Raw genomic sequence first — 26,406 nt, 5'->3', positions numbered from 1 at the left:
CATGGGTTGGCTGCTCGACCAGATCCTGGACTGGCTGGCGGCGGCGATCCTCGGCTGCCTGGACGCCCTGTTCGGGGTGATCAGCAGCGCGCTGCTGATCACCCCGAACGTCACCGCCCTGCCGCAGGTACAGGCGCTGACCGGCCGTTCGGTCCTCGTCGTCGACACCGTCTTCGTCCTCGCCTTCGCCGCCGCCGGCGTGCTCACCATGACCGCCGGCGGAGACGAACGATCCCGCTACACGGTCAAGGACCTTCTCCCGCGCCTGATCGTCGGGTTCGTCGCCGCGCACTTCTCCCAACTGTGGTGCGGCATGCTCATCGACCTCGCCAACGCCCTCACCGCCGCCCTCACCACACCCCAGGGGGACAGCGACGGCGCGCTGCGGGCGATCAGAACCCACATCACCGCCGGGCAGGACAAGACCGCGGTGCTGCTGTTCGTGATCTGCGTGGCGATCATCGCCGTGCTCCTCGCAAGCACCGCGTTCAGTCTGATCGTCCGTTTCGCCGTCGTCCTCGTCCTCACCGCCGCCGCACCGTTGGCTCTGGCCTGTCACGCGCTGCCGCAGACCGACCCGATCGCCCGCCTGTGGTGGAAGTCCTACGCGGGCGTGCTCGCGGTGCCGGTGGTGCAGGGCTTCACCCTGTATGCCGGGCAGTGGATGCTCACCGACCCGGACCACCTGCTGCCCGTGCTGGGACTGCCGGTGGACCCGGGCGGGGTGATCAACCTGTTCGTGGTGATGGTCATACTGTGGACCACCCTGCGGGTGCCCACCCTGATGCGCCGCTACGTCTCCACCGGCAACAGCGGCCGCGGGGTGAACATGCTCGGTGCCGCGGTACGGGTGATCGTCGTCCAGCAGGTCACCCGGTCGGTTCCCGGCCTCGGCCGCGGGCTGCGGGCGGTGGGCCGATGACCCCCCGCGACCACACCGACATGACGCGGGCGCGGATGCCCGCCGACGTCGACGCCCCCGACAAGGTTCTCTACGGGCTGACGTTCCGGCAGCTGGCGATCCTCGCCGTCGCCGCCCTGGCCTGCTACGGCGCCTGGCGTGCCCTGCACGACCTCGTGCCGGTGCCGGTGCTCGTCGGCGCCGCCGTCATAGTCGGCGGGCTCGTCTTCGGCGTCGCTGTCGGCCGGCGTGACGGCCTGCCGCTGGATGTGTGGCTGCTCGCCGCCGTCCGCCACTCGCGGGCACCCCGCGCCCTGTCGACCACTGACACCACCTCGAAGACCCCCGACTGGGTTCAGGCGCCGAAAACAAAGGTGATGCTGCCGGCGCCGCTGAGGCTGCCCGCCGACGCGATCGACGACGGCGGGGAAATCCGCTTGGGCGGGGCGCGGGCGGCGATGGTCGCCGCGACGAACGTCAACCTCGCCCTACGCACCGCCGACGAGCAAGCGGCGTTGGTCGACACCTTCGGCCGCTGGCTGAACAGCTTGTCCACGCCGACGCAGATCGTGGTGTCGGCGCAGCCGGTGGACCTGCACTCCCACGCTCGCACGTTAGGGGCAGCAGCCGGCGCGCTGGCGCACCCGGCTCTGGCCGACGCGGCCACGGATCACGCCCGGTTCCTCGATGACCTCGCCGCGCGCAGGGATCCGCTGCGCCGGCAGGTCCTCATCGTCACCCGCACCAGCAGCGGGGAGCGGGGCGAGCACGCCGCCCGCCGCCGCGCCGACGACACCGTCCGCGCCCTGTCCGGCCTCGGCGTGACCACCCGCGCCCTCGACGGGGCGGCCGTCACCGCCGCGATCGCCGCCGCCGCCGACCCCTACCGGCCTGCCCGCCCCGGCGGGCTGGCCGCCCCCGACACCGTCATCAGCGGCCCCGCCGCCACCCGCCCCTCACCAATCCGGAAGGACCGATCATGATGTGGACCCGGACCGGCCCGACGGCCCGACGCCGGGCGGACGCCTCGGCGCAGCCCTCCACCGGACGTGTGGCGGCCACCGTCGCTCCTGCCTCGGTGGAGGTGACTCCGCGGATGCTGCGCGTGGGTGACGGCTACGCCGCCACCCTCGTGGTCACCGGCTACCCGGCCGAGGTCGGCCCGGCCTGGCTCGAACCGCTGCTGTCCTGGCCGGGCCGCCTCGACCTCGCCCTGCACATCGACCCGCTGCCCGCGCCGGTCGCGGCATCACGGTTGCGCAACCAGCGGGCCCGGTTCGAATCCTCCCGACGGGCCGACGCCGAGCGCGGCAAGCTGTCCGACCTTTGCGTCGACGCCGCCGCCGACGACGCCGCCGACCTCGCCCAGCGCCTCGCCCGCGGCGCGGCCAAGCTGTTCCGCGTCGGCCTCTACCTGACCGTGCACGCCCGCACCGAAGACGAACTCCTCGACGCCTGCGCCCAGGTGAAAGCCGGCGCCGCCTCCACGTTGATCGAGGTGCAGCCCGCCACGTGGCGGCACCTCGCCGGGTGGACCACCACCCTGCCCCTGGCCATGGACTCGCTGCAGATGCGCCGCACCATGGACACCCAAGCCCTGGCCGCCGCGTTCCCCCTCGCCAGCGCCGATCTGCCCGCCCCGCTGCCCGGCGACCCGCCGGCCGAAGGCGGCATCCTCTACGGCGTCAACCCCGACTCCGGCGGCATCGTCTGGTGGGACCGCTGGATCCAGGAGAACCACAACTCCGTCGTCCTCGCGCGCTCCGGCGCCGGCAAGTCCTACTTCGTGAAGCTGGAGATCCTGCGCAACCTCTACCAGCAGGTACAGGTCGCCGTCATCGACCCCGAAGACGAGTACCTCCGCCTCGCCGACTCCGTCGGCGGGACCGTCGTGCGCCTCGGGATGCAGGGGGTGAAGATCAACCCGTTCGACCTGCCCGCCGCCGACACCCGACCCGACGTCCTCACCCGGCGGGGGCTGTTCCTGCACACCTTCATCGCGGTGCTGCTGGGCCAGCAGCCGCCACCGGGCGAGCGGGCCGCCCTGGACCGGGCGATCCTGGCCGTCTACCGGGCTGCGGGAATCACCGCCGACCCCGCCACGCACCACCGGCCCGCCCCACTCCTGCGGGACCTCGCCGACTGCCTGCACGCCGACACCGACCTGGCCGCCGGTCAGCTCGCCGCCCGGCTCGCCCCCTGGGTGGACGGGTCGTTCTCCGACCTGTTCGACGGGCCCACCACCACCAGACCCGACGGGCACCTCGTGGTGTGGTCGCTGCGGCACCTGCCCGACGAGCTGCGCACCGTCGGCACCCTCCTCGCCCTCGACGCGATCTGGCGGCAGGTGGACGCCCCCGGCCGGCTGTCCGCCCGCCGCCTGGTCGTGGTGGACGAGGCGTGGCTGCTGATGCGCGACGGCGAAGGCGCCCGGTTCCTGTTCCGCATGTCCAAGGCCGCCCGCAAACGCCACGCCGGGCTGACCGTCATCACCCAGGACGTCGCCGACCTATTGGGCACCGACCTCGGCCAGGCCGTCGTGTCGAATGCCGCCACCCAAATCCTGCTCAAGCAGGCACCGCAGGCCATCGACGCCATCGGCGACGCGTTCGGCCTCACCGCCGGCGAGCGGCGGCTGCTGCTCGCCGCCCGCGTCGGCACCGGCCTGTTGATCTCCGGCACCAACCGGAGCAGCTTCGAGGCCATCGCCTCCGACACCGAGCACCAACTCTGCACGACACGCCCGAACGAACTCGCCGACCTGGACGAGGAAGGAGAGGACCTGTGACCCCGCCCGCCACCGCCAGCATGACGCTCCCGCCGCCCACGCCCACACCGGCGCATGGCCCGTCCGGGCCCGGCGCCGGCCTCGTCCCACCCCCGGCCGGGCCCACCCGCTGGGTCCTCGACGCCGCCGGGTGGGCCGGGCAGCGGCCGTGGCTGCTCGCCGTGGCCGCCGCCGCCCTGCTCGCCTACGTCGCCGGACGCAACCTCATCGGACTGTGGCGGCACCGCCGCCACGCCGACGGCGCCCGCCTGGTCACCATCGCCCCACCACCGGAGGTCGACCCGCACAGCGCGGCAGCGTTGTGGGCCAACCTCACCGGCACCCTCACCCCGTCCCGCCGCCGCCGGTGGCTCCACGGCAGTCCCCACGTGGTCTGGCAGTACACCTGGACAGGCCGGCGGCTGCTCATCTCCGTCTGGGTGCCCGGCACCGTCGCACCCGGCGCCGTCGAAGCCGCCGTGCGCGCCGCATGGCCCGGCGCCACATGCACCACCGACGACACCACCCCACCCCCCATCCCCCTGCACACAGCGGCGGCGATGGGCGGTCACCTGCTGCCCACCACCGCGGAATGGCTGCCGTTCCACACCGACCACGACAACGACCCCCTACGCGCGCTGATGTCCGCCGGCTCGCAGCTGCGGGCCGACGAGTACGCCTGCGTGCAGGTCCTCGCCCGCCCTGCCGCACCCCGCCGGGCGCTGCGCGCGCGGCGGGCCGCCGCGCGGCTGCGCGACGGCAAAACCGCCATCCCCACCATCAACCCGGCCGCGCCGCTGCTGTGGCTCGTCGAGGTGTTCCTGCCCGGGCGACCCGCCGGCACCGCCCGGCCCGCCCCGACGGGTAGGCGGGACCCGGGTGTGGAACGCGACGTGCGGGCCATCCTCGACAAGAGCGCCCACCCGCTGTGGGAGACCGCGATCCGCTACGCGGTCGGCAAGGACAGCCGGCGCGCGACCACCGACCAGCGGCCCCGGTTGCGGGGCATCGCCGACACGGTCGCCTCCTCCTTCGCCGTCTACTCCGGCCGCAACCGCCTCACCCACCGCACCCGCATGCCCGCCCCCGCCGCGGTCCTGGCGCACCGGCGTCTCGGCGCCGGGTTCCTCACCTCCACCCCCGAGCTGGCCGCTCTCGCCGCCCTGCCGCGGGACCTCGCGGTGCCCGGTCTGGACCGGGCGCGGGCGAAGTCCATGCCCGCGCCGGTCGCCGTGCCCACCGGCGGGCGCGGCACGAAGGTCCTCGGCGATGCGCAGGTCGGCGGCCACGGCGTAGCCCTGTCCGTGCCGGACTCGAGATATCACCTGCACGTCATCGGATCCACCGGCTCCGGGAAGACGACGCTGCTGGTCAACATGGCCGTCGACGACATCAAAGCCGGACGGGGCACCGTCGTCATCGACCCGCACGGCGACATGGTCCTGGACATCCTCGACCGGCTCCCCGCCTCCGTGGCCGACCGGGTGGTGCTGTTCGACCCGGACCAGCCCAACCCGCCGACGATCAACCCTCTCGCCGGTGACGACCCGGACCTGGTCGTGGACAACCTCGTGTCGATCTTCGGGAACATCTTCGCCAAGGCGTGGGGGCCGCGGATGGACGACGTGATGCGGGTGGCCTGCCTGACCCTGCTGCGCCACGCCAACGTCACCCTGCAACACATCCCGCCGCTGCTCAACTCGGCGCAGTTCCGGTCCGCGATGACCGTGGAGCTGGACGACCCGGCCGGACTGAGTGGGTTCTGGCAGTGGTACGACGAGCTCAACCCCGCCCTGCGCTCCCAGGTCATCGGCCCCGTTCTCGCCCGCCTGCGGGCATTCCTGCTGCGCGACTTCGTCAAGCGCACCATGCGCTACCCCAGGTCGAGCTTCGACATGGGCAAGGTCCTCGACGACGGCGCCCTGCTCGTCCGCATCCCCAAGGGCCAGCTCGGTGAGGACACCAGCAAACTCCTCGGCTCGCTCGTGCTGGCACAGGTGTGGCAGGCCGCCACCGCCCGCGCCCGCATCGACCCCGACAAGCGCCGCGACGCCACCCTGATCATCGACGAGGCCCAAAATTTCCTGACCCTGGCCAACAGCCTGGACACGATGCTCGCCGAGGCCCGCAAGTACCGGCTGTCCCTCGTCCTGTCCCACCAGGATCTCGCCCAGTTCCCCAAGGACCTCCTCGCCGCTGCGTCGGCGAACGCCCGCAACAAGATCTACTTTTCCTGCGCGCCCGAAGACGCCCGCGTCCTGGCCCGGCACACCCTGCCCGAGCTCGACGAGCACGACCTGACCCACCTCGACGCCTACACCGCCGCGACCCGCCTCGTCGCCGACGGCCGGCAGACACCGGCGTTCACGATGCGAACCCGCCCACCGAAGCCGGTCGTCGGGGAGGCGACCGCGATCCGGCAGGTCGCCGCCGCGGCCATCACACCCCAGGACGCCAGCGCCATTGACGCCCTCGTCGAACGGTTCTCCCGCCCCGACAAGGGCAACAGCGGCACCGACACGGCCAGCACCCGCGACGCCAAGCGGAACAGCCGCACGTCCCGCTCCGCCTGACCGTCACCGCGGCCCACGCCGTCGCAGCGGTGCGCAGACGCGCTCGAGGTGGGCGCCGACGGCGGGGGCTGTTCAGGCGAGTTCGTGGGTTTCCGTGACGCCTTCCGCCGCGGCTTCACCGCGCCTACACCACCTCCCACCACCGCCCGCCCCGCTTCGGCAGCCCGGTGCGGTCCCCAGCGCAGCACGCCGCCCGTGAACGGCCTCGGTCACCGGCGGCGACAGTTCCAGACTCCCTCCCTACAGGAGGGAGTCCTCTCCGTCCTATCTCCCTGAGGAGATCCCTCATGTCCAGCGATTCCTCCAATCCTGAGCCCCGTCCTTCTCGTCGTCCCTCCAGTAAGGAGCAGCGGCTGGCGTACCTGCGTCGCCTGACGCTGCGGGACCACGACCTGCTGAGCTGGCTCGCCGAGCACTACGTGCTGTCCACCGCCCAGATCGCCGCCGCGCTGTTCCCGTCGGAGCGTGCGGCCCGGCTGCGGCTGGCCACCCTGCACCGCATCGACGCCGTGCACCGGTTCGTCGACGTCACCACCGGCGACGGCCAAAACCTCTACACGCTCGGCCCGCTCGGGATGCTCGTGCGCCCCACCACCTACACCGACCCCGAGCGGCCCGAGGCCCGGCCGCCGCGCAGCAGCATCGAACGCACCGAGCGGATCATCGGCAGCCCCCGCCTGCGGCACCTGCTCGGCACCAACCAACTCTTCGTCGACCTGCACGCCTACACCCGCACCGACCCCAGCGCCGAGCTGGTGCGCTGGTGGTCCGAGCAGCACGCCACCGCCGCCTACGCCCTCGCCGGCATCCGCCCCGACGGACACGGCATCTGGACCGCCGCCGGCCGCACCGTCGGGTTCTTCCTCGAACACGACAACGGCACCGAACCCCTGCGCAAGGTGCTGCGCAAGCTGCGCGGCTACGAACGCCTCGCCGAGTTCGGCCCCCGCTACCCCGTCCTGCTGCGCGTGCCCAACCGTCGCCGCGAGGCACACCTGCTCGACGCCCTCGCCGGCGTACCGACGGTCATGCCCGTGGCTACCGGCCTGCACGACGAGCACCCCGCCGGCCCCGCCTGGACCCTCGCCGCCGAACCCGGCCTACGCCGGTGGCTGCACGAACTGCCCTGCGACCACGGCCCCGACAACATCGCCACCAACCCCCACCGCTATACCGACCCCGACGACCACTGACACCCGCGCCAGTGACTACCAGCGATAGTTGACACTTCCCAGCGGTAGCTGGCACTTAAGGGTGCTTCTTGTGATGCGAGGCTTCCAGCAGCGATGGGCCCGTCAGCTATCGCTGCTGGTCTGGCCATTCGGTTCGGGAACTCAATGTCAGTGATGTCCTCAATCGTGCGCCCATCGGTGTAGATCCGGTGGCCGATCGCGGTTCGTTCCAGAGCTTCGGCCTTGCGCGCCGCCTGTTCAGCGACGCGGAGCAGGTGCGGGAACCGGCTTGCCCCACCCCACGTTCCTGCAGGTCTTTTGGATAGCTGCGGCACAGGCCGCCGTTACAAACTCTGACCTGGGCCTACGCAAGATCAACTCATCGTAGCGGTAACCTTCGTTCGCGTAAGTCCGAGTTAGGGGAAACGCCGGTAGGGCCGGAACCGCCGCGCTGTGTTGACCTTCCCCTTGGGTGAAGCCGCAGCATCGTCGGCACCGGCCGCGGTGGTCGGGACGAGGAGGAGTGGTGCGGCAGCTGCTGACGATCGGGGCGTTCGCCCAGGCCGCACGGCTGTCGCCGAAGGCGCTGCGGCTGTACGACGAACTCGGGTTGCTGCGGCCGGCTGCGGTGGACGGTGAGTCGGGATACCGGTTCTACGATCCGGCGCAGTTGGAGCGGGCCCGGTTGATCGCCTGGCTGCGGCGACTGGGTATGCCGTTGGCGCGTATCCGGCGGGTGTGTGAGCTGCCAGCTCCGGCGGCGGCCGAAGAGATCGCCGGCTACTGGGAGCAGGTGCTGGCCGAGACCGCCGCCCGTGGGCAGTTGGCCACCTTCCTCGTCGATTATCTGTCGGGAAGAGGTAGCCCTGTGGGAGAGACTGCGCCCATGCTCGGGATCCGGTACGCCGCCCGAGCGGAGTCGGGACTGGTACGCACGAGCAACGAGGACACCGCCTATGCCGGCCCCCGGTTGTTGGCGGTGGCCGACGGCGCCCGCGGTCCGGGTGGGGACCTCGCGAGCGCAGCGGCCATCGACGCACTCAAGCCGTTGGAAACCTTGGCCGTGCCGGCCGATGACCTGCTCGGCGCACTCGCGGACGCGGTCGGTGACGCCGACAGGGCGATCGCGGACATCGCCGCGTCAACGCCGTCGGGTGAGGTGGTCACCACATTGACGGCGCTGCTGTGGTCGGGACTCAGGCTGGCGCTGGTGCACATCGGTGACACCCGGGCGTACTTCGTGCGTAACGGAGAGCTGTTCCAGATCACCCATGACCACACCTACGTGCAGTCGCTAGTCGACGAGGGTCGCCTGACCGCGGAGGAAGCGGCCTCGCATCCGCAACGCTCGCTTCTCGCACGGGCGCTCACTGGTACGGGCGGGGCCCTGCCGGACCTGTCCATGCATGAGGCCGTGGTCGGTGACCGGTACCTGTTGTGCTCCGACGGGCTGTCCGCCGTCGTGCCGACCGAATCGCTACGCGAGGTGCTGACCGGGCAGGGCGGCCCTCAACAGGTGCTGGACGAGTTGGTCGCGCGGGCGTATGCCGCTGGCGCCCCCGACAACATCGCGTGCGTGGTTGCCGATGTGGTGCGGCTGGAAACACCGGCTACTGCCGATGTCCACCGTAGCGGCGGCACCGGACGGTGAGCACGTCAGCGGTCCGGGCACGTCGTGCCTACACGGTTGACCGCCGTCCGCTGGCCATCGCGGCGTACCGGCGGTTGTGGGTGGCCTCGGCCGTCTGCGCGGTGGGTGGTTCGTTCAGCGTGGTCGCGGTACCGACGCAGCTGTTCATGGTGACCGGCTCGTCGGCAGCCGTGGGTGCTTCCGCCGCCGTGTCGTTCGTCGCACTGATCGTGGCCGCGCTGTGGACCGGCGCCGTCGCCGATGTCAGGGACCGGCGGACGGTACTGCTAGCCACCCACTGCGGCCTCGCGTTGACGTACACCGCATTGTGGGCCCAGGCGGCGCTGGGTGGCCGCTCGGTCCCCGTCTTGTTGGTGTTGGTGGCCTGCCAGGGGCTGACCTTCGGGGCGATCATGACCACAATGGGTGCCGCGGTGCCCCGCCTCGTCCCGGTCGAGCTGCTGCCGGCGGCGAGCAGCCTCAGCCACCTGGTGCGCTACGCCGGGTCGGTCCTGGGGCCGGTGCTGGCCGGCGTCTTGATCCCGATTGTCGGGCTCAGCACGCTGTACCTGCTCGACGCCGTCGCGCTGCTGGCCATCGTGTGGGCTGTCGTCAAGTTACCGCCGCTGCCGCCCAGCCCTCACCCGACCGACTCACCGAGCGCCCCAGCGGCTCGGTACCGCCAGGGCCGCTCCACGATCGGCCAGGTGCTGGCTGGTTTCCGGTACTTGGCGGCCAGCCGGCTGCTGGTGGCCGTTCTGGCCGTGGATCTCGCAGCGATGGTCTTCGGCATGCCGGTGGCGTTGTTCCCGGAACTGGCCCAGCACACCTACGGCGGCCCGGCAGGCGGCGGCCTGGAGCTGGGATTGCTCTACGCCGCCTACCCGGTCGGGGTGTTCGCGGCTGGCCTGTTGTCGGCCACGTTCACCCGCGCCCGTCGCCACGGCACCTTCATGGCGGCGGCCGCCGCCGCGTGGGGCGTCACCGTCGTGGTCCTCGGACTGGCCACACGGCTCTGGATCGCGCTGGCGGCGCTCGTCCTCGGCGGTGCGGTGAACTTCGTGCTGAGCACGTTCCGCAACGCCATCTCACAGGCACACACCGACGACGCCATGCGCGGCCGGGTCCAGGGATCACTCATCGTCGTACTCCACGGGGGACCGCAGATCGCGAACCTGCTGCACGGGGCTGCCGCACCGATCTTCGGCCCCCGAGTGGTGATCTGCGTCGGTGGGCTGCTCACCGTCGCGACCGTGGCAGCGATCGCATGGGCAGCGCCTCAGTTGCGGCACTACACCGCTCGGCACGACGACCACTGATTGAGCCCCGCCGGCCTCCTGTCGAGGCTGGGCGCCCCGGACGCTGGAACTCGCACCTTCATATCGGAACAGACCAATTGGGCGACGCCCTGGCCGACACGCGGACACACCCTTCAGTGCCAAGAATCCCTGGGAGTCGGTGCTAACTACCGCCGGCACCGCCTCGAAGGCTCCGAAGCTGACGCCCGGCCCTCTTGGTCAGGATGTTGTGAGACACCGCGTGTGAGTGCGGGGTGCTGACCGAGGGCGGGATCGGAGATCCTGGTGTACGTGTCGACATCTTCTGCGGACCAGCCTGTGTCGGGTGGGTCTGGGTCTGATCCGGCGCCGCGGCCGTCGCGGCGGGCGTTCAGTCCGGAGTTCAAGCTGCGGATTCTCGCCGAATATGAGAATGCCCCGCATGGGGAGAAAGCCGCCGTGTTGCGGCGGGAAGGCTTGTATTCGTCGCATCTGATCGAGTGGGCGAAAGCCCGCGACGCCGGCGCGCTGACCGGCAGCGGCGGCGGCGGCGATTCATCCTCGGGATCGCGGCGGCCGGCTCGGAAGACGGCTGAACAGATCGAGTTGGAGAAGCTGCGCCGGCAGAACGAGAAGCTGCAGGCTGATCTGAAGAAGACCCGGATGGCGTTGGACATCATGGGAAAAGCACACGCGCTCTTGGAAGAACTCTCCGAGAGCGCGGACAACGATCCGCCGCCGAGCAGATCCTGACCACAGCGTTCACCGACCTGCGATCGGCGGGGATAGCGGTGCAACGCGGCTGCGAGTTGACGGGGACGTCACGCGCGACCCACTACCGCCGCCGTAGCGGGCTGGGGCCGGTGCACGGGCCGTGGCTGCCGCGGACCCCGCCGCCGTCGGCGCTGTCCGACACCGAACGGGTCCGCATCCTCGACGTGCTGAACAGTGCGGCATATGCCGATCTGGCGATCCCGCAGGTCTGGGCTCGGGAACTCGACGAGGGCCGGTACTGGTGCTCCCTGTCGACGATGTATCGCATCGCCCGCACGGCCGGGCAGGTCCGCGAACGACGCCGGCAGGCAGCCCACCCGCCGCGGGTGCGTCCCGAGCTGGTCGCGACTGGCCCGTCGCAGGTGTGGTCGTGGGACATCACCGCATTGAAAGGACCGGTCAAAGGCATCTGGTATCGCTGCTACGTGGTCATCGACATCTACTCCCGTTACGTGACCGGGTGGCTCGTCGCGGCCGGCGAAGACGCTGTCGTGGCCCGTGATTTCCTCGCCGACGCGGTCGCCCGCAATGGGATCGAGCCGCACACTCTGCACGCCGACCGCGGTGGCGTCATGGTGTCGAGACCGGTGTCCGAGATGCTGGTGAGCCTCGGCGTGCTCCGCTCGCATTCACGGCCGCGGACGTCGAACGACAATCCGTACTCCGAAGCGCAGTTCAAGACGATGAAATACGTGCCCGACTTTCCCGACCGGTTCGGCTCCCTCGCCGACGCCCGCGCCTTCTGCGACAGCTTCTTCACCGCCTATAACCATGAACACCGCCATTCCGGGATCGGCTGGCACACCCCGGCGTCAGTCCACTTCGGCACCGCCGAGCAGATCCGCGCGCAGCGGCAGACCACCCTCGATCAGGCCTACACCGCTCACCCGGACCGGTTCGCCCGCCGCCCTCGAGCACCCCAGGCACCCGGCAGCGCCTGGATCAACAACCCCGCCCGGCAAGAACAACCCGCCCGCTAACGACAACCTGTCTCAGGTTGACTTGACAACTACCGCGGCACGGTGCCAACTATCGCGGGGAGTCACAGCGCCGCGTCGCGGCCCACAGCCACTCACCGCCGCTCACACCGCAGGTCAGCACCCCTGCCACGCCTCACCACGGTCCATGACTGTCAAACAACAAGATCGCCTGCGACCGGAGCCGGCTCTCACAGCACAATCTCCCCACCCGCCCGACAAGCGGCTGTTGATCTCTCACAGTGCAGGTCAGCGCCCCTGTCCAACGGTGTTGCGGGCGGTACGTGCTGTGAGAGAGGGCCGCTACCTTTCACGGCACCACCACACCCCACATTTCGCTCCACCCGGTTCGGTCCCACCCCAGGGATCCCTCGCCGCACCCATCCGGTGCGCCCCGCCCACCCGCTTCGGCCGGTCGGCACGCGCCCCGCGCGGCGACCCCTGACGGTCGCACCCACCACCCGCACCACCGCTTCCCCTTGTCACTGACCTGACCCACGCACCCGGTGGGCCGGTCATCCCTGCGTGCCCTCGCGCGCCCCGCCCGAAGGAGGAACCCCGCCATGGCCGACACCCTCAATGGCACCGCGCTGACCCGTCACGGCAGCCGCGTGCCCGCCCTCCCGCCCAGGCCGACCCGCACCCGGGCCACCACGGCTCCCACGCCGAGGCCGGCCCCCGCCCGTGCCGCCACTGCCGCCCCGCGGCCGACCGTCACACCGGCGCCGACCATCGCCACGATGATCGTGTGCCTGCCCGACGAGCTGCCCGCCCAGGCGCTCACCGCGCACCAGCTCGACAAGCACTTCGGTGTCACCGGCACCCTCACGCCCCTGTTCTGGGCGGTCCCGCAGCTACGGCGGTGGCAGCGCCACCAGATGATCGGCCTGCGCAAGGGCCAGCCCGCGCCGTGTGCGGGAGGACCCGTGCGGCTGCTCGACCTGCAGGGCATGCGCCACGCCGCCGGCGTCGGAGCCGGAATCCGCTACCAGATCTGGCAGCAGGTCGTGCACGGCACCCGCCCGGCCACCCCGTGGCCGGCGTTCGAAATGCGCCACCTCACCGACCCCGACCGCTACCCCCTCGACACCGCGATCGCGGACTTCCACGCCCAACCCCGCGTCAACGCCATGCGGATGCACGCCGCCGCCACCCCCGGCCCAGGGCAACCCGGCGTCGGGGAGTTGGAGATGTACCAGGCAGGCCCGATGGCCTACCAGCACTACCACGCCACCAGCGCCATCGCCGGCGACGCGATGCTCACCGCCGACGGCCGCAAGCTCGCCCCGGCCAGCGACGCCCTCGCCCACCGGGTGACCTACCTGGAGCAGGCCCTGGCCTACCTCGACACCGTCGAGCCGGGCCAGCGGCTGCTCGCGGTCGCCCTGTAGCCGGACCCCACAAGAGCCGACCGGACGGCGCGCCCTGATCCCCGCACCCGCGGGACGACAACAGGCACGCCGCCCGGCCGGCCGGCGTGCCGACCCCCAACGGCCGGGCGACCCGGGCCGCACCCACCCACACACCAGGAGGCAACACTGATGAGGTCCAGACACCGCGCCACCGCGATCCGGGCAGCGCTCACCGCCGTCGAACACGACGCTGACGTCCAAGGCTGGGACGCTAGGCCTGCCCTGCTCGGCCTGTTCGACGCCACCACCCACCGCCACCAGCCCCGCATCGACATCGACGAGATCGGGGTCGACCCGGCTTTCTGGCGGCTGCACGAGCAGACCGTGCCCGGACTGCGGCTGCCCTACTGGGTGGGCTTGAAAACCCTCACCGCCCACCTCACCGCCCCGGACGCACCGCCGTGGCTGGCCCGGTGGGCGCACACCGGCCAGCGGCGCCTGGCCGGACTGGCGTTCCTCGCCGAAGGCCTCGACACCAGCGACACGGGCCGCCGCGACGCCGCCCCCCACGACCTGCCCACCGACCCCGCCACCGTCATCCCGCGCTGCCTGCACCACCTGCTCACCGCCGCCCGGGGCTGAACGGACACCGGGCCGAGGCCCAGCGAGCCATCACCGTCGAACCGTGCCGACGGGGCAGCATCCGGGCCCCCGCGGGATGGCCCGCCCGCAGGACGAAGGAGGTGACCTGCGCCGACCGGCCGACACCAGCAGACCGACGGCGTGCGCAGTACCGCCGCTGTGATCGCACCGGCTGCGGGTTCGCCCCCTCGGAGGCGACATACTGCCGGATCCGGGGCCCGCCGGCCAGTTCCCGCCACACGGCTGTCCGCGAGGACAGCCGTCGCGCCGGGCGCCCCGGGCATGGGGCGCCCATTCCCGCTCGGCCTGAGACAGGCCGCCCTGTTCCTCTTCCACCCGCTCCTCGACAGGAGGCGCCAGCTGATGTCCACCTGGCTCTGGCGCGACGACGTCAGCCGCTTCCCCGCGGCACGCGCTCGCGCCTGGGTCTGACCGCTCTGACCGGCAGGGCCCGCCAGATCCTCGCCGCCCACCACCGGCCACCGCGGCAGGAGCCGCGCCCCGACGCCTCGACCGGCGGCGACACCGAACGGTAGCTACGCACCGGCGCCCGGCGCGCACACCCGACCCCGTCGGCTGAGTCCGCCGCAGCGGCCCCGGGCTGCCCGGCCCCCGGCTGGCCTCCGCCAGGCGCCGACAGCGCCACCGCCGTCCCGAGATCCGGTCCACGCACTTGATCACCGCCGCCGTCGAAGCGTGGATCAGTGCGCGGACCTCACCGCCCGCACCAACATCGACCCGAAAGGGGACACCCTGATGACCGACACCCCGCAGGAGACCGCTGCGGCGCACAGCGCGTTCAAGGTGCTGGCCGCGCTCGCCGACCTCGGCGAGGCCACCGCCGCCGCCGTCGCCGAGAAGGCCGGGATCGGCTACTCGACCACCACCCCGAAGCTGCGCGCTTGGGAGGAGTCCGGCCAGGCGGAACGGTTCCGCACCGGCGACGGGCGCACGCTGTGGCGGCTCACCGACGCCGGCCGCACCGCCACCGCCGCCCCATCCCGCCCCACCGACGGGCAGCACCCCGCCACGCCGGACGACCCGAGCAGCGGCCCGGACGTCGCCGACCAGCAGCGCCCGGACGGCGGGGGCCCCTCAGCCGAACCCGACGATCCGCCGGCCGTAGCCAGCGACGAGCCCGCAGAGCCGGACACCGGCGTCGACGTACCGGCCGTTGCCGCCGCCATGCTCGCCGACACCGGCCGCGTGGAGGAGACGCCGGCCGAGACGGCGCCCGAGGACAGGTCGGACAGCGACGCTGCGGACGCGCGCGACGAGAGCGGCCCGGCCCGGAACCGCCGTGCGGGCGGGTCGCTGCGCGGGGCGGTCCTGGACGTCCTCGAAGCCCACCCCGACCGGGAGTACAAGACCGGTGAGCTGTGCAAGCTCATCGACGCCGCCAACACCGGCAGCGGCGCGGCCAAGGCCAGCCCCGGGGCGGTCGCCAACGCGGCGACGAAACTCGTCGCCGACGGCAAGGCGGTGCAGACCGTCGAACGCCCGGCCACCTTCCAACTCGCCCCCGCCACCAGCGGCAACCAGTAGCCGGCTGCCAGGTAGCCCGGAGAGCGGGCGTCGAAGTTGGAGCCTCACGCCCGCCCCCGGTGCTCCTTCCTGCGAAAGGAGCGTCCCGAGTGTCTCCCATCCTGCACACGATCGTCACCACCGTCGGCGGGATCTTCGCCGGCCTCGCCCTCGCCGGCACCCTCCTGTGGCGCCAACAGCAAGCCCTGCAGACTGCCCGCTACGAGGCCACTCACGACGACGTCACCGGCCTGCCTAACCGCCGTCTGCTGCTCACCCGCCTGCGCGCCGCTCTCGCCGAGGGCACGCCGTGCGGGGTGGTGCTGCTCGACCTCGACCGCTTCAAGGCCGTCAACGACACCTTCGGCCACGACACCGGCAACGTCCTCCTGGCACAGGTCGGGCGTCTCCTCACCGGCCTGCACGCCCCCGTCGAGGTCGCCGCACGGCTGTCCGGCGACGAGTTCGCCCTCCTCGTACGCGGCGACCACGACGAGGTCGCGGACATCGCGCGCGCCGCCTGGCGGGTCATCGGCGGCGCCCCCATCCACCTCGCCGGCGACGAGGTCAACGTCCGCGCCTCCGTCGGCTACACCCACACCCACCTGCCCACCAGCCCCCGGCAACTCCTCGCAGAGGCCGACGAGGCGATGTACCACGCCAAACGCTCCGGCACCGGCGTGCACGGTCACCACCCGCTCACGCCCCCGGGACAGCGCAGCCGCGACCGCCACCGCTGACCCCGCCCCGATGCCCCGGCAAGGACCCCGCAGCCCGCGGCTGCGGGGTCCTTCCCCTTTCCGCCCCTGACAAGGAAGAAGCCCATGCTGTCCTTCGCCACCGTCCACACCCTGGCCGGTTGCCTCCTGGCCGCCAACGAAGACGCCAACATCCTCGGCTGGGGGCAGCCAGCGACGCTGCTGCTCATCCACGACCGGCCCCTCGACACCACCGAGCCGGTACGGGAGATGCGCAGCGTGGAGTTCCCGCTCCAGCGCGGCGACCTGCTCACCGACCCGGCCGGGCTGCCCGCTCTGCTGCACCGCCTCGCCGCCGGCCTCGACCAGCCCGACACGCCGACGCCCTACCAGGCCACCCTGCACACGATCATCCGGCTGATCCGGGCAACCTCGCCCGACGCGCGGCTGCTGGCCTGGGCCGCCTGCTACGACGACATCCTCACCGCCGACGGCCAGCCACGGCAGGCCCGCCGCGTCGATGCCGCCGACACCGACGGCCGCCATTACGAGGTCACCCACCTGCGCGGCGAGGACCACCCGCTGCTGGCCGTCGACGACACCCCCGACCCGGCCGGCATCCCCGCGACCTATCCCGGGCTGGTCGCACTCCTGGCCGCCACCGCCCGGTTCGCCACCACCGCGCAGGGGCGGGCGTCGTGACCGGCCCTGACTCCCGCCAGGCCGGTGACCCCGACGAGCCGGTCTTCACCAGCTGGGGACCTGACGGGGTGTCCATTCGCTGCCAGGTGTGCGGGGCCGTCGACGAGATCGTCCAGGACGAGATGCCGTCCATGGCCGGCTACGGCACCGACACCTACACCCGCTGCACCCGCTGCGGGTCCGTCGAAACCACCGACCCGATCTTCGGCTGGCGCCCCAAGCCCGCCCCGCGGCCGCCAACCCGGAACACCCGTGACAACCGCCGACGGCCGCTCGACGCCAGGCCGCCGACGCGCCAGCGGCACCGCCGCCGCGCCGCAGGTGGGCTCTTCCCCGCGAAGGCCACGCCGACCGGCACTGCCGACGGGCGTGGCCTCCCCGCCACGCCTCGTCCCGCGTCCACCAGACCGCTGCGCCGCGCCACCGCCCCACAGCCCCAGCCCACCTGAAGGAGCCAACCCGTGAGCACCCGCTGCTACATCGGGATCCCCGACCCCGCCCGACCGCATCTCGTACACGCCCGGTTCGTGCTCGGCGACGGCCACCCCGCCGCCATCGTGCCCACCCTCGCCCGCATCTGGGCCGGCCACGCCCGCCACGACACCGCGGTCCTCATCACCGCGGTGCTCGCGCACGACTGGGCATACCTCGACGACACCATCACCGCCACCTCCCGCACCGACGGCGCGCCGCCGATCCCGGGCGTCGGAGTGCCCCTGGCCAGCACCGGCGGGGTCGCCGGGCCGCCGGAGCCGGTCACCGTGTTCCCGCTGCGCCACGCCGCGCACCTCGACGTCGGGTGGATCTACCTGATCGACCCGGCCACCGCCCACGTCGCCGTGCACAGCGACGACGGCGACAGGCTCGCCCGATACGGCCTCGACGCCTGCTGCCACCCGCACCGCACCGCCGAGCCGCGCAACGCCAACACGCGAGCGCCGGTCGGGCGGAGCAACTCCAGCTCCTCGCTGGTCGGGGTGTCTCGGTGAGCGCCCGCGCCCTCGCCGTGACCGCGGCGGCGGTGGTCGCGGTGCTGGTGCTGTGCGCGGGCGGGGTCGGGGCGCTGTTCACCGGCGGCGCCGCAGCCGGCTGCTACCGCGCCGTCGGCCCCGACGGGCAGCCGCCGCCGCCCACGATCGCCGTGTCCCCACCCACAGGCGGCAGCACCGGCGGGTGGGGCAGCGAGCAGGTCGCCAACGCCGCGGCGATCGTCACCGTGGGCGTCGACCGCGGTATCCCACCGCGAGGCTGGGTGATCGCCCTGGCCACCGCGATGCAGGAGTCGACCCTGCGGAACCTGCCCGGCGGCGATCGCGACTCGGTCGGGCTGTTCCAGCAGCGAACCTCCCAAGGCTGGGGCACCCCCACCCAGCTGCGGGATCCCCACTACGCCGCCGGGAAGTTCTACACGGCGCTCCTCGCGGTCGACGGGTGGCAGGCCATGCCGCTGACCGACGCCGCGCAGGCGGTGCAGCGCTCCGCGTTCCCCGGCGCCTACGCCAGGTGGGAGGACGACGCGATCGCCCTGGTCCGGGTCCTGACCGGCGGCACCCCCGCGGGTCCGGTCGCGGGCGATCTGGAGCAGGCGATGAGCAACCCGCTGTGCCTGGCCGACGGCGGCGACGGCCAGCTCGGCGGCGAACAGGTGCTGCTGCCTGACGGGTTCACCCTGCCGCCGGGCACCCCGCTGCCGGTCGTGACGGCGATCGGCTGGGCGCTGGCCCAGCTCGGCACCCCCTACACCTTCGGCGGGGACTGCACCGCCCCCCACTCCGGCATCCCCGCCCGCCAGTGCGACTGCTCCTCCCTGGTGCAGCGGGCCTACCGGGCCGCCGGCATCACCCTGCCCCGCACCACCAGCGACCAGGTCCACGCCGGCAGGCCGGTGACGGACTACCGGGACCTGCGGGCGGGGGACCTGCTGTTCATCCCCGGCAGCCGCGGCAGCACGAGCAGGCCGGGCCACGTCGGCATGTACCTCGGTCACGGGCTGCTGATCCAGGCCCCGCACAGCGGCGACGTCGTCAAGATCAGCCGCCTGTCCGCGTGGCAGCTGGCCGCCGTGCGCCGCGTCGTCCCCTGACCCTCCCCGCATCCGCAGACCCCTGCGGACCCCCTGTCGGCGAAGCCGGTCCTGCCGGGCCGCCGACCACTCCCGATTGACCCTGCACGAGAGGACATCACCGTGACCGACACGGACCACACCAGCGCCGCCCGGCAGCCGGGGACCCGCCCCGAGGAGCACACCGACTGGGTGGCCTTGGGCCGCCGGCTGCAGGACATCCAGAACCAGATGATCCACGGCGGCGAAACCCACCGGTACGGCGACGACTACTACGCCGAGGCGCTGCGGCGCCTACTGACCGACTCCCGCTCCGGCTGGATCAGCATCGCCGAGCACCAGTGGCTGATCGACCTGCACACGCACGTGGACCGGCGCAACCTGCGGGAGGCGAACCGGCGGGCCCGCGAGGCCCGCGCCCGCTACGCCACCGCCGGGGCGAAGATCCGCGCCGAGGTGGCCGGGTGGCTGCGCGAGGTCACCAACGACCGGACTGTGCCCGCCCGCTACCGGCGCGAAGGTGTCCTGCTCGCCGCCGACTGGATCGACCCGGCCACCCCCGCCTCCCCCTATACCAGCCTCCAGGCCAGCGCCGCCACCGCGCCCAGTTCCCCACAGCCGTCGCCCACGCCGCCGGTCGACCCGCAGCTGCTTCTGGCGCTGCGGGACGCCCGTGAGCGCGAGGGTCGGCTGGCCGTCGGCTGGTGGCAGCAGTACGCCATCGCCGGACGCACCCCGGCCGAACAGGCGCACACCGCCAGGACGGTCCTGGTCGGCATCGACTGCAGCGACGACAAGGTTCTGCGGGCCCTGCCCCGCTTCGACGTCGCCGGCTACGGCGCCGACCGCTACCACGCGCATGCGCCCGCCGGCGCGCCCGGCTGGTCCGAGCTGACCGACATGGGCCGGGCGCTGGTGATCGACGCGGTGCGGGGCGGGTTCACCGACGCCGTCGGCGACGGCGTCGCCGCCCACTGCCACGCGCTCCTCGACACCGCCCCCGCCGACGCGGGTGACAGGGGGCGGCTGTGACCTACCAGCCGGGCGAGCGCGTCGCGCTCGTACACACCAGCGACCCGCACACCCTGCTGCGTCCCGGTGACGAGGGCGCCGTGCGCCGCTACGACCCGCAGCAGCGGGTCCTGGATGTGGACTGGGACAGCGGTTCCCGGCTGGCGGTGGTCCTCGACGCCGGCGACCGCATCCGTCGCGTCCCGGCCGCCGGGACCAGCGACACGGGCTGGGAGCGGGTTCTCGACGCGCTGCGCGCCGCCGGCGCGGAGGCCGGGCAGGACGCGGCACGGTGGTGGGCGCAGCACGTCCTTGGCGGCCGGGCCACCGGGGACAGATCCGGTGTCGCGCGGCAGGTGCTGGCCGGCATCGACGACGTCGATCCGCCGGTGGTGGACGGGCTGCCCGCCACCGACCGGTACGTCCTGGCCGAGGATGGCGACCGGTACGCCGAGCACGCCCCGCACGGCGCCCCGGAGTGGGGGGACCTGACCGCGCGGCAGTGCGACCAGACGCGGTGGGCGTGGTGCGACGGCTTCGACGACGCCGCCGAGGCTGAGGTTGCCCGGCAGTGCCGGATGATCCTGCACCCGAGCGGCGATGACCGGGACATGAGCCACGTGCATCCCGACCGGGTGCGCCTGGGCGGGCCGGGTGTGTTCGCCGGGGACTGGGCGTGGACGCCGAACGCCGACGGGCAGATGCGGATCCCGGTCGGGTTCGCGGGGACGCTGGTGGACACCTGGAACGGGTGGGCGGTGTTCACCTGCACCCGCCTGGTCGCGGAGGTGATCGTCGCCGAGCAGCAGGACGCCCGCGACCGCTACCGGCGCGAGCTCGCCGCCCAGGGCATCACCGGCGCCCGGCGGGACCGCATGGTCGACGAGTCCCTCGCGCGGATGCGGTTCGACGGCGATGTCATCGACGTCGACGAGACCCGCGTCTACGGCGACCCGGAGGCGGTTTCGCGCGTCGCCCCCGACCCGGACGGCCGGTACACGGTCATGGGCCGCGCCTGGACCTGGACCCCCGTGCACCCGTACGACTGCGACCGCATCGCCGGCGACATCCCCGACCCGGCCGCGGTCCACTGCGTGAACCTTCGGTGCGCGGTGGCCCGGGTGACCCCGAACGACGCCTCGGGCAGCTTCCACCAGGAACAACCGGCCTGGGTCACGTACACGATCGCGGCCAGCACCGCCCGGTCTTCCACCCGCCGACGACCACCACCCTGCCGACGGACCGGCGCGGGCGGGATCAACGGCGCCGCGATCTCCCACAGATCATCCGGCGCCCAGGTACGGATCATGGCCTCGTCCACGGAAGCAGATCATGCCCGAGCTAAACGATCATCCAAATGAGACGCGCCCTAAGTCATCGCTCAACGGCATGGTGCTTCAACTGCACCCGCTCATCGGCACGTCCGGACGGCAACTGGCCAGCTGGCGTGGCGCGCGACTCGCGGCAGATGCGCGCATCCGCTGATAAGGACGTACGACGGCAGCGCCGGCTGCCTCTTGGCCTGGCGGTCAGTAGTGAGTGAGGATCTGCGCAACTGGGTGGCCGAGGAGATCAGCCGTCTTGGCGAGTTCCTCTGCGTCGAGTTCGTATTGCGATCGAGTCGGGTTCATGGCGCTCACCTCGAACCGCGCGAAACCGATGGGCCAGTCGTAGTGCAGGCTGTTCAGCGGTACGACCGCACCACAGCAGGGCACCGTCACGTCCAGGTGGTCGAAGCTCAGGCTGCCATTTGCCCTGATGACGTCCCCGAGCCAGTCCAGACCGATATCCCGACGGCAGCGCGAGCACGTGATCTGGCTGGTGTTCTCGCCGGCGTCGATGAGGGTCATCCGGTCGTAGAACTTGTATTCCACCTCGTCGACAGCGTCGTCGGGGCCCGAGAACAAGCTCGCAACGTAGGCAACGGCGGCGGCGGCCGCGTCGTGGGCGGGCTGCCAGCCCGGGTTCGTCGGGATCAGGCGGATGTACGAGTCGCCCACAAGCCAAGCATGCCTGGTGCTGTGCTCAGCATGTCGGGTGCCATCGATGCATGATCAGTCGAGCCGCCGCTTGCTCTGCATGCTCATCCGCCTTTTCTGGACTCCGCGCCCGCGTTGCCCGATGCAGCACGCCCGCGACATGGGCACCCGACCAGCGGCAGTTCCGGACGTCGACCGGCACGGAAGGCTGGTCGCAGAAGTGACGGTTTCTATGTGAGTGCCGTACCCGGACGGCGGCAGAAGAGGACGCGTACGGTTGTCGCGCCGGACGGGTGAAGCTCTCCGGCACCCGGCGGCTACCGACGTCCAGCCTGGTGTCCAAGGAAGTCGCGGGCATCCGCCCGGGGCTTCCGCGGAGGCCGCAGGATGGTCCATCAGCTTTCGCAGCAATTCGAGCCACTCCGGGGCGTCTGGCGGGTCGATGTTCAGCAGGCGGTCGACCGTCCAGACGGTCAACGGAGTCGAATTGCGGTGTAGCGACTCGGCGAGCAGTGGACGGTAGCCGCTCCACGCCTGAAGGGTGTGCACGATCGGGCTTGGCGTATCCAGGTCGACCTTGTCAAGGCGCTCCATGAGCGAGTAGAGCATCGGCGCCCACCCACTCCGGGTGGCCCCGCTCGGCCAGCTCCATACAAGGTCGGGCATCGGTGCAGGTCCGCGGCTTGGGCGAGGCGGAAACTGATGCCCTCCAGGGTGCGGCGCAATATCGTCGTGTGGATGGTGAGGCTGGGCGAGTTGCAGGCACAGGTGGCAGTGAGCTATGACCGCCTCGGCATGCCCTCCTGGCCCAATCCACACCCGGGAGGGGCCTCGCCGCGCGAGGAGGAGTACTCACGGGTCACCGAGCCCGAGCGGTATGGCATCGTGCACGCCCGCGCCCGTGTATGGGCCGATCGGCTTGGCGATGTACCAGCGGTCGAGGTTGAGACACTCGCACCGGCCCCGCTTGACGACGAGGGACACCTGGGCTGCTTTGACCGCGGCGTCCGGCTCACCTCGCCCCGCCCGGGCACGCTGCCGCTGCTGCTGCTTGAGCGCGATGTGCGGTTGCCTGGGCTCGAAGCGTCGCAAGCGGTGCTGCACATCAGCGTCGTCCGGCCCGAGATCGCCCTAGCGATGCTGCCGGACTGCGGCTGCGACGCATGCGACTGGGGCTCGGATGACCTGCTCCGCGCGATCGACCAGACGATCGGCAACGTCGTCGGCGGTCCGTTCGTGGCGCTGCGAGGGAAGGGGTGGCACGCACGGTGGCATCCAGACGGCGGTAGCTCGGGCGGTTTGGGACGAGGCCCAGACCACGCCCAGTTGATGGAGCTGTGCCGCCGACTCGCGGGCGGGGAGGACATTCGGCTGCCCAACGGCGCAGAGGCCTTCGTGGGCCGCACTTGGCTCGACTGAGTCTCCGCTGAATCCGTCCGCACCACGAACCAGACCAATACGACGCACTCCTCAGCGCGGTACTCACGCGACATGACGACAGAGGTGGGCCCTCGGCTGTCAGCAGACATCCGACTCTCGGCAGATCCGCTCGTTGTGGTCGCTACGTTCCAGAGGCCATGTAGGCGGCGAGGATGTAGTTGGGGTGCCGGTCGAGGTTCTTGCGGGCGCGGTCGTAGCGCATGGTCGTCCGCGGATCGGCGTGACGGGCGGCGATCTGCACGTCGCGCAGGCTCACGCCAGCGTCGAGCATGGTGGTGACGAAGGTGTGGCGCAACATATGCGGGTGCATCCTCGGCATCCGGATCCCGGCGGCGGCCGCCAAATGCCGGAGCCGGCGGGTTGCCGCATGCCGATCCATCCGAACCCCGAGGGTGTTGCGCAGGATCGGACCATCAAGGCGGCCGTCGACCGCACGGTCCACCGCCCTGGCCACGGCGGGCGGCAGCGGAACGAGGACGACCTTGCCGCCCTTGCCGTGAACGCGTACGACGCGGTGGCCGTGTTCCTCTCCAAGGTCGCCGATGTTCGGCCGCAGGCTTCGAAGATCCGCAATCCGAGCAGGCCGAGCATGGCGATCAGCGCGAAGTCGTTCGGGTTTGCCGACAGCCGTGCTGCGGTAATCAGGGCACGCTCAGATCGAACATCCTCAATTCGGCATGACCGGGCACTCAGCGGCATGTGCGGATGTCCCGCATTCGGGTCAGCGCCCTCGTCTGCCACCATGGGCTCGTGGACGAGCAAATCACGCCGATCCTTCGCACCAACAACGCTGAAGCTGCCATGGCCTGGTATGAGCGGCTGGGCTGGCTCATCCCAATAGCGGTCGGTGCGCCGCTGATCAAGTGGCTCGCCCACCGCGCCCGCACCGCGAACGTGACCATCCCTACCGTTGTCGGCGAGGAGGTTGCGCCGTGAACGCCGGCGCGATCAGACTTCGCCGCGGACAGCACCGGCAAGGAGCGGACGTGCTAGTCGCAAGCCACGCCGCCTACCCGGCATTCCGCCACGTCTTCCCTGACCCACGGCGCCGCTTGCAGGCGCTGCGTCCGTTCTTCGAAGCCACCGTGCGCGACGCGATCCCATTCGGCTCCGTCTACGCCAGTACCGATGCCGACGCCACGGCCGCCGTCGCGGTTTGGCTGCCTCCGGGCGCGTTCCCCTGGACCGGCACCCGGCAGGCGCGGGCCGTACCGACACTCATCCACACCATGATCGCCGCGCCCCGGTCCTTCCCCGCCTTCATGCGCCTTGGGTCCAACGCCGCACGGGCACACCCCACCGAGCCGCACTGGTACCTCGTCGTGCTCGGAGTACGTCCGAGCCACCAGGGCCACGGCCACGGATCCCGGCTCGTCGCCGCGGGACTTCGACATGCCGACCGCGCCGGCACCGCCTGCTATCTGGAGACCTCCGACCCGGACAACGTGGCGTTCTATCAACGGTTCGGCTTCACCGTCGTCGACGACGCGTTGCCCCTCGTGCCCGGCGGCCCAACCCACATCGCGATGCGCCGTCCACCGGTCAGGTAGCGACCGGCGATTTCAGGTTCCGAGCCCGCAGTCAAGCGAGCTCCTGGCCCGCCTGACCGGTCCCACTTGACGCTCTGATCGAACGCCCTCAAATCGACACGACGGGCGTTCGCACGGGCGCGCGCCGGACCAGCAGGTCGGTCAGCCCTGCGTCGGAGGTTCCGGGATGCTCCCGGAGCACGATGACGGACCCCTTGAGGTCCCCCGGTCGACGAGCAGCCCGGCCAGCCGGCGAGCGGCTGCCTTGTCCGCCTTGTCGGCTTGCTGGCGCAGCAGGGCGATGGCGGGCTCGGTCTCGTTCCGCTCCACGAGGAGGTCCACGAGCCGGTTCGCGGCATATCGGTCGTCGGCGGCCGCGAGGTTGCGCTGGTCTTCCAAGTCCCCGCGCAGGGCGAGCAGGTCGGCCAGCCGCTTGACCGCGTACCGATCATCGTCGGCCACGCGCTTGCGCAAACCTTCCAAATCGCACGACCAGTCGCTCAGGTACCGCCACCACCCGGTCGGGGCGGCCGGCCAGCGATCGGACCAGCGGAGACCAACCGGTCGGGGTGGACCCGTCCGGGACGGCCGATACCGTGAGCAGGCTTATCCCATCGTAGAGTGACGGCCGGCCTGACGGGTCGCCGTCCACAAGGATCGGTCGTTGCCCGGCTCGTTCACCGGCCACCATGCCGGACGGATCGCACGCCGCCCGGGGCCAGTATGGGCGACAGCGGCCCGTAGCGCGATGTGCCCGACCCGAACCTTCCTATCGGCCTGCCCAATGAGCCATGAACACATCCGGCCAGCCGCCCGTCAGCGGCGGGGCACCCTCCCCCAGCAACTCCGTGTCCGGCCGCGACGACTGCGGCGGGGCAATGTCCTGGCGCCAGCTGCCGGCCTGCGCTGTGGACGGCATCTCAGGTGTCCAGGAGCCCCTTTCGTCTTCTGGCGGAGCAGGTACAGAATGCGTTCAAGAGCGCAGACGGCGTAACGTCGCCCGTGACGCACTGCCACTACGCACGGCACCATAGTCCACCCGCGCCTTCATGAGGAGGAAATGATGCCAAGGAACTCCGGGTACGCAGAGGCCGTATACCAGTTCATTCAGCACCACGCCACGGTCGAGAACGGCGTCCGGGTGTGCCGCGAGCCGCTCTATCCATGGCTGATGGAAGAATTTGGGCTGGATATCCGCGCCGTCAAAGGGGTGCGTACTGCCGCGGTGAAGGAACTCGAACAACGCGGCCTCGTCCATCGACCCAACCCCAGAAGCGTCTTGTTGATTTTGAAAGACTGATCCCTGCTCATCTTCGGACCCAGGGCCCCGGCAAAGTCGTGAGGGGTGTCCGGCTTGAGGTGGTTGGTGTAGACGCGCCCTGGGTGTGGGTAGCGG

26 protein-coding genes are annotated in these 26,406 nt (G+C 71.6%); 23 read left to right on the top strand and 3 right to left on the bottom strand.

What is annotated here, in order from left to right; all coding sequences use genetic code 11:
• Position 1 precedes the first annotated feature (1 nt).
• From ACVCAH_RS26665 to ACVCAH_RS26575, 19 genes are all read left to right on the top strand, one after another.
• On the top strand, positions 2-922 hold the full coding sequence (locus ACVCAH_RS26665; protein WP_447138958.1) for a type IV secretion system protein: 921 nt from the start codon (positions 2-4) through the stop codon (positions 920-922).
• A complete protein-coding gene (locus tag ACVCAH_RS26660; protein ID WP_447138957.1) occupies positions 919-1,884 on the top strand; it encodes a PrgI family protein in 966 nt (321 codons plus the stop codon). The genes ACVCAH_RS26665 and ACVCAH_RS26660 overlap by 4 nt, the downstream gene beginning before the upstream one ends.
• Positions 1,885-1,997: 113 nt before the next feature.
• The gene (locus ACVCAH_RS26655; RefSeq protein WP_447139014.1) at positions 1,998-3,689 is read left to right on the top strand and encodes a VirB4 family type IV secretion system protein; all 1,692 of its coding nucleotides are present in this window, start codon (positions 1,998-2,000) and stop codon (positions 3,687-3,689) included.
• A gap of 20 nt (positions 3,690-3,709) precedes the next feature.
• Complete coding sequence (locus ACVCAH_RS26650; protein ID WP_447139013.1) at positions 3,710-6,241, top strand: type IV secretory system conjugative DNA transfer family protein; 2,532 nt, start codon at positions 3,710-3,712, stop codon at positions 6,239-6,241.
• A 287-nt stretch (positions 6,242-6,528) separates the two neighbouring features.
• Complete coding sequence (locus ACVCAH_RS26645) at positions 6,529-7,434, top strand: replication-relaxation family protein (RefSeq protein WP_447138956.1); 906 nt, start codon at positions 6,529-6,531, stop codon at positions 7,432-7,434.
• A gap of 505 nt (positions 7,435-7,939) precedes the next feature.
• The gene (locus ACVCAH_RS26640) at positions 7,940-9,064 is read left to right on the top strand and encodes a MerR family transcriptional regulator (protein ID WP_447138955.1); all 1,125 of its coding nucleotides are present in this window, start codon (positions 7,940-7,942) and stop codon (positions 9,062-9,064) included.
• On the top strand, positions 9,061-10,362 hold the full coding sequence (locus tag ACVCAH_RS26635) for an MFS transporter (RefSeq protein WP_447138954.1): 1,302 nt from the start codon (positions 9,061-9,063) through the stop codon (positions 10,360-10,362). Before ACVCAH_RS26640 ends, ACVCAH_RS26635 begins: the two co-directional genes overlap by 4 nt.
• Before the next feature lie 264 nt (positions 10,363-10,626).
• Positions 10,627-11,073 (top strand): transposase, encoded by a 447-nt coding sequence (locus ACVCAH_RS26630; RefSeq protein WP_447138953.1) that lies wholly within the window; start codon positions 10,627-10,629, stop codon positions 11,071-11,073.
• A 110-nt stretch (positions 11,074-11,183) separates the two neighbouring features.
• Positions 11,184-12,074: a transposase gene (locus tag ACVCAH_RS26625; RefSeq protein WP_447138952.1), complete on the top strand. Its 891-nt coding sequence runs from the start codon at positions 11,184-11,186 to the stop codon at positions 12,072-12,074.
• Positions 12,075-12,634: 560 nt separating this feature from the next.
• Positions 12,635-13,462, top strand: coding sequence for a hypothetical protein (locus ACVCAH_RS26620; protein ID WP_447138951.1), 828 nt, complete (start codon positions 12,635-12,637; stop codon positions 13,460-13,462).
• Between the two features lie 150 nt (positions 13,463-13,612).
• Positions 13,613-14,065 carry a hypothetical protein gene (locus tag ACVCAH_RS26615; protein ID WP_447138950.1) on the top strand — a complete coding sequence of 151 codons (453 nt, stop codon included), beginning with the start codon at positions 13,613-13,615 and terminating at the stop codon, positions 14,063-14,065.
• 696 nt (positions 14,066-14,761) lie between these two features.
• The gene (locus ACVCAH_RS26610) at positions 14,762-15,610 is read left to right on the top strand and encodes a MarR family transcriptional regulator (protein WP_447138949.1); all 849 of its coding nucleotides are present in this window, start codon (positions 14,762-14,764) and stop codon (positions 15,608-15,610) included.
• An 89-nt stretch (positions 15,611-15,699) separates the two neighbouring features.
• Positions 15,700-16,329: a GGDEF domain-containing protein gene (locus ACVCAH_RS26605; RefSeq protein WP_447138948.1), complete on the top strand. Its 630-nt coding sequence runs from the start codon at positions 15,700-15,702 to the stop codon at positions 16,327-16,329.
• A gap of 84 nt (positions 16,330-16,413) precedes the next feature.
• Complete coding sequence (locus ACVCAH_RS26600) at positions 16,414-16,989, top strand: hypothetical protein (protein ID WP_447138947.1); 576 nt, start codon at positions 16,414-16,416, stop codon at positions 16,987-16,989.
• Positions 16,986-17,438 (top strand): hypothetical protein, encoded by a 453-nt coding sequence (locus ACVCAH_RS26595; RefSeq protein ID WP_447138946.1) that lies wholly within the window; start codon positions 16,986-16,988, stop codon positions 17,436-17,438. The genes ACVCAH_RS26600 and ACVCAH_RS26595 overlap by 4 nt, the downstream gene beginning before the upstream one ends.
• 12 nt (positions 17,439-17,450) lie before the next feature.
• On the top strand, positions 17,451-17,978 hold the full coding sequence (locus tag ACVCAH_RS26590) for a hypothetical protein (RefSeq protein WP_447138945.1): 528 nt from the start codon (positions 17,451-17,453) through the stop codon (positions 17,976-17,978).
• A complete protein-coding gene (locus ACVCAH_RS26585) occupies positions 17,975-19,072 on the top strand; it encodes a C40 family peptidase (protein ID WP_447138944.1) in 1,098 nt (365 codons plus the stop codon). The genes ACVCAH_RS26590 and ACVCAH_RS26585 overlap by 4 nt, the downstream gene beginning before the upstream one ends.
• Positions 19,073-19,174: 102 nt before the next feature.
• On the top strand, positions 19,175-20,083 hold the full coding sequence (locus tag ACVCAH_RS26580) for a hypothetical protein (protein ID WP_447138943.1): 909 nt from the start codon (positions 19,175-19,177) through the stop codon (positions 20,081-20,083).
• Positions 20,080-21,423, top strand: coding sequence for a DUF4314 domain-containing protein (locus tag ACVCAH_RS26575; protein WP_447138942.1), 1,344 nt, complete (start codon positions 20,080-20,082; stop codon positions 21,421-21,423). Before ACVCAH_RS26580 ends, ACVCAH_RS26575 begins: the two co-directional genes overlap by 4 nt.
• A 168-nt stretch (positions 21,424-21,591) precedes the next feature.
• Here ACVCAH_RS26575 and ACVCAH_RS26570 read toward each other — a convergent pair whose 3' ends face one another.
• A complete protein-coding gene (locus ACVCAH_RS26570) occupies positions 21,592-22,062 on the bottom strand; it encodes a hypothetical protein (protein WP_447138941.1) in 471 nt (156 codons plus the stop codon).
• Between the two features lie 717 nt (positions 22,063-22,779).
• Between ACVCAH_RS26570 and ACVCAH_RS26565 the strand changes: the two genes are divergently transcribed.
• Positions 22,780-23,460: a DUF6226 family protein gene (locus ACVCAH_RS26565; protein WP_447138940.1), complete on the top strand. Its 681-nt coding sequence runs from the start codon at positions 22,780-22,782 to the stop codon at positions 23,458-23,460.
• A 142-nt stretch (positions 23,461-23,602) separates the two neighbouring features.
• Here the strand turns inward: ACVCAH_RS26565 and ACVCAH_RS26560 are convergent, their stop codons facing one another.
• Complete coding sequence (locus ACVCAH_RS26560; protein ID WP_447139012.1) at positions 23,603-24,055, bottom strand: tyrosine-type recombinase/integrase; 453 nt, start codon at positions 24,053-24,055, stop codon at positions 23,603-23,605.
• 176 nt (positions 24,056-24,231) lie between these two features.
• Here ACVCAH_RS26560 and ACVCAH_RS26555 point away from each other — a divergent pair, with 176 nt between their 5' ends.
• Positions 24,232-24,417 carry a hypothetical protein gene (locus tag ACVCAH_RS26555; protein WP_447138939.1) on the top strand — a complete coding sequence of 62 codons (186 nt, stop codon included), beginning with the start codon at positions 24,232-24,234 and terminating at the stop codon, positions 24,415-24,417.
• Positions 24,414-25,031 carry a GNAT family N-acetyltransferase gene (locus ACVCAH_RS26550; protein WP_447138938.1) on the top strand — a complete coding sequence of 206 codons (618 nt, stop codon included), beginning with the start codon at positions 24,414-24,416 and terminating at the stop codon, positions 25,029-25,031. The genes ACVCAH_RS26555 and ACVCAH_RS26550 overlap by 4 nt, the downstream gene beginning before the upstream one ends.
• Before the next feature lie 141 nt (positions 25,032-25,172).
• On the opposite strand, the gene ACVCAH_RS26545 is transcribed toward ACVCAH_RS26550, so the two are convergent.
• Positions 25,173-25,472 (bottom strand): hypothetical protein, encoded by a 300-nt coding sequence (locus ACVCAH_RS26545; protein ID WP_447138937.1) that lies wholly within the window; start codon positions 25,470-25,472, stop codon positions 25,173-25,175.
• 601 nt (positions 25,473-26,073) lie between these two features.
• Here ACVCAH_RS26545 and ACVCAH_RS26540 point away from each other — a divergent pair.
• Positions 26,074-26,310, top strand: a complete 237-nt coding sequence (locus ACVCAH_RS26540; RefSeq protein ID WP_447138936.1) for a hypothetical protein — start codon at positions 26,074-26,076, stop codon at positions 26,308-26,310.
• Positions 26,311-26,406 lie beyond the last annotated feature (96 nt).

It is taken from the genome of Micromonospora sp. LZ34 (genome assembly GCF_052981855.1).
The sequence above is the reverse complement of the archived record's forward strand: the minus strand, read 5'-3'. Positions and strand labels throughout refer to the sequence as shown.